This window comes from Streptomyces beijiangensis (genome assembly GCF_017315755.1).
In the GTDB taxonomy this organism is placed as follows: Bacteria; Actinomycetota; Actinomycetes; order Streptomycetales; family Streptomycetaceae; genus Streptomyces; species Streptomyces beijiangensis.
Genome location: NZ_JAFLRJ010000907.1, coordinates 1 through 230 on the forward strand (window position 1 = coordinate 1; position 230 = coordinate 230).

Below are 230 nucleotides of genomic sequence, written 5' to 3' on the forward strand. Positions count from 1 at the left end.
CCATCACCCGGATCATGTTCCGCAATGGCGGCAGCGAATACCAGATCAACGGGGACACCTGCCGGCTGCTCGACATCCAGGATCTGCTGTCCGACTCGGGCATCGGGCGCGAGATGCATGTGATCGTCGGGCAGGGCCAGCTCGATTCCGTACTGCATGCCGATCCGATGGGGCGGCGCAGTTCGTCGGTGAGGTCCTGTACGCGCGCCAGATTGGCCTGCATCGCGTCC

General features: G+C 64.3%; 1 pseudogene. It reads left to right on the plus strand.

Annotation, left to right across the window (positions count from 1 at the left end):
* Positions 1 to 230: pseudogene (locus tag J0695_RS39815) on the plus strand (hypothetical protein); the annotation flags it as partial.